Origin of the sequence: Aeromicrobium sp. REDSEA-S32_B7, assembly GCF_001626145.1 — a bacterium.
Classification (GTDB): domain Bacteria; phylum Actinomycetota; class Actinomycetes; order Propionibacteriales; family Nocardioidaceae; genus Aeromicrobium; species Aeromicrobium erythreum.
Map to the genome: position 1 here is coordinate 1 of NZ_LUNF01000299.1, position 3,028 is coordinate 3,028.

Annotated in this window: 2 protein-coding genes; both read left to right on the forward strand. The window is 78.0% G+C overall.

The window, feature by feature from the left end; genetic code table 11:
* The coding region (locus tag A6Q79_RS17310) for a type I polyketide synthase (RefSeq protein WP_317698858.1) at positions 1 to 2,352 on the forward strand (2,352 nt) is incomplete at its 5' end.
* The coding region (locus A6Q79_RS17315) for a hypothetical protein (protein WP_317698859.1) at positions 2,349 to 3,028 on the forward strand (680 nt) is incomplete at its 3' end. The genes A6Q79_RS17310 and A6Q79_RS17315, both read left to right, overlap by 4 nt.

Below are 3,028 nucleotides of genomic sequence, written 5' to 3' on the forward strand. Positions count from 1 at the left end.
CTCCTGACGCTCGGCGAGCCGCCGGCCGACCTGGAGAAGGTCCTGCAGGGCGTGGGCACGAGGTTCGTGCCGCTGGACCTCGCGGACCCGCAGGACGTCGCCGGCGCGGCGGGGGTGCTGTCCTTCGGCGGCGGGGCTGCCGAGCAGCTCGACCGGGTGCAGCGGTTCCTGGCCTGCGACGTCGACGTCCCGCTGTGGTGCGTCACGCGCGGCGCCGTCGCGGCTGCGGAGGACGACCTGGTCGACCCGGACGCGGCGATGGTCTGGGGGCTCGGCCGGGGGGTCGGGCTCGAGCGCCCGGAGCGCTGGGGCGGGCTGCTCGACCTCCCCGCCGAGGTCACCGCCGACGACACTGGCGCGCTCCTGGCCGCCCTGCTGGGCGACGACCTGGAGGACCAGGTCGCCGTGCGCCAGGGCCGGCGGCTCTGCCGTCGGCTCGTGGCCGCCCCGGCCGACCGGAGCCGACGGCGCTGGTGGCCGGGCGACGGCACGGCCCTCGTCACCGGGGGCACCGGAGCGCTCGGGGCGCACGTCGCCCGGTTCCTCGTCGCACAGGGTGTCCGCGACCTGGTCCTGCTGAGCCGTCGGGGTCCGCACGCCGACGGTGCGCAGGAGCTGGGCGAGGAGCTGCGTGCCGCAGGGGCGGACGCCACCGTCGTGGCGTGCGACGTCGCCGACCGCGGCCAGCTGACGTCGGTGCTCGACCGGCTGCGGTCCGAGGGCCGCCGGGTCGAGGTCGTGGTCCACGCCGCCGGGGCGCCGGACGCCCGCCGGCTCGAGGACGTCGACCGCCCGGAGGAGGTCTGGCGCGCGAAGGTGGAGGGTGCGCGGCTTCTCGACGAGCTGCTGCCCGACGTGTCGTCGTTCGTCCTCTTCTCCTCCGGGGCCGCCACCTGGGGCAGCGCCGGGCTCGGCGCCTACGCCGCGGGCAACGCGTTCCTCGACGGGCTCGCGCAGCGCCGCCGGTCCGAGGGGCGGGCCGGCACGTCCGTCGCCTGGGGCGCCTGGGCGGGCGGCGGCATGGCCGGGGCCGACCTGGACGGCCTGCGCCGTCGCGGCATCCGTCCGATGCGCCCCGAGCGGGCGCTCGAGGGTCTGCGCCGTGCCCTGGAGCAGGACGACGTCTGCGTGAGCGTCGCGGACGTCGACTGGGCGCGGTTCGCCGTCGGCTTCACCGCGGCCAGGCCGCGGCCCCTCGTGGCGGACCTGGTGCCCGACGACCCGGAGCTCCCGACGCCGCGCACCGCGGCGCCGGCCGCGCAGGCGGCGCCGACGACGGCCGAGGAGGCCGTGCACCTGGTCCGGGCGCAGATGGCGCGGGTGCTGGGCCACGCCCGGGCCGACGACGTCCCGGCGGACCAGCCGATCGGCGAGCTCGGCTTCGACTCCCTGTCGGCCGTGGGTCTGCGCAACGAGCTGCAGCGCGCCACGGGCGTCGAGCTGCCGGCGACCGTCGTCTTCCAGCACCCGACGCCCCGGGCGCTCGCGGAACGGGTCCTGGAGCTCGGCCGCGCGGCCGGCTCCCCGACCCCGTCGGCCGCCGGTGGATCCCTGGTCGAGGGGTACCGGCGTGCGGCGGAGTCCTCGCGCGTGCGTCCGTTCCTGTCGCTGATGGCCGACCTCGCCGAGTTCCGCGAGCGGTCCGCCGACCCCGACGTCCTCGCCGAGCACGTCGTCCCCGTCGCGCTCGGCACGTCGGGCGACGGGCCCGTGCTGGTCTGCTGCGCCGGCACGGCCGCGCCCTCGGGGCCGCACGAGTTCGCACGGCTCGCGGCGGCGCTGGACGGGTCGTGGTCGGTGCTGGGGCTGCCCCAGCCCGGATACCTGGCGGGCGAGCCGCTGCCCGCGTCGATGGAGGCCCTGGCCGCGGCGCAGGCCGCGACCGTCCTCCGCGCGGTGGCGGCACGGCCGGTCGTGCTTGTCGGCCACTCGGCCGGCGGGCTGATGAGCCACGCGCTCGCGACCGCGCTGACGCAGCAGGGGCACCGGCCCGACGGTGTCGTCCTGCTCGACTCCTACCCGCCCGGTCGCCAGGACGCCGTGGAGGGGTGGATCGACGTCCTGACCCGCCGCCTGCTGGACCTGGAGACCGTCCCCCTGGACGACACGCGGCTCACGGCGATGGGGGCGTACGACCGGATGCTCGGGGGCTGGGTGCCCGACGACCAGCAGGTCGCCACGCTGCTCGTGCGGGCCGTCGACCCCATCGCGGCGTGGCCCGACGACGACTGGCGGGCCTCGTGGCCCTTCGCCCACGCGACGGCCGACGTGCCGGGGGACCACTTCACGATGATGCAGGAGCACGCCGGGCAGGTCGCTGCCCGGATCACCGACTGGTGGGAGGCACGATGACCGAGACCGACAGCACCGCGACCCACGCGACCCCGGACGGGCGCGCGCAGCTGGGGCGGCGGCTCCAGATGGTCCGCGGCCTGCTCTGGGGCTGGGGCAGCAACGGCGACGTCCTCGCGTCGGTGCTCAGCGGGTCGCGGACCGACCTGCTCGACGCCGGCCCCCTGCTGCGCGGGGAGCCGGTGGCGCGCAGCCGCACGGAGACCTGGGTGGTGGGCGACCACGCGACCGCGCGCGCCGTCCTCGAGGACGCCGCGTTCGGGCGGGGCCCGGCCCGGGTCCCGGAGTGGGCGCGCGCCGCCGACGTGGCCGACGCGACCTGGTGCCAGCCGTTCCAGGAGGCGGAGCGTCAGGACGTCGCGCCCGACGTCGATCCCGACGGGGTGGTGGACCGGGTCCGCGACGCCGTCGGCGCGCGAGGGGGCCGGCTCGACCTCGTCGCCGACCTCGCGTGGCCCGCTGCCCTGGCGGCGTGCGACGTCCGCGACGCGGAGGCGGCGCGTGCCTGGCGCGTGGCCCCCGACGCGACGCTCGTGCCCCAACGGCTCGCCCAGACCGTGGCCGCGCTCGAGGTGCTCGACGCCGGGCACGACGTGGCGCGCCTGACGGTGGCGACGCTGCTGAGCGGGGTCCTCGTCGACGCCGTGCTGCTCCTGGACGGCCGCCGGGTGGCAGG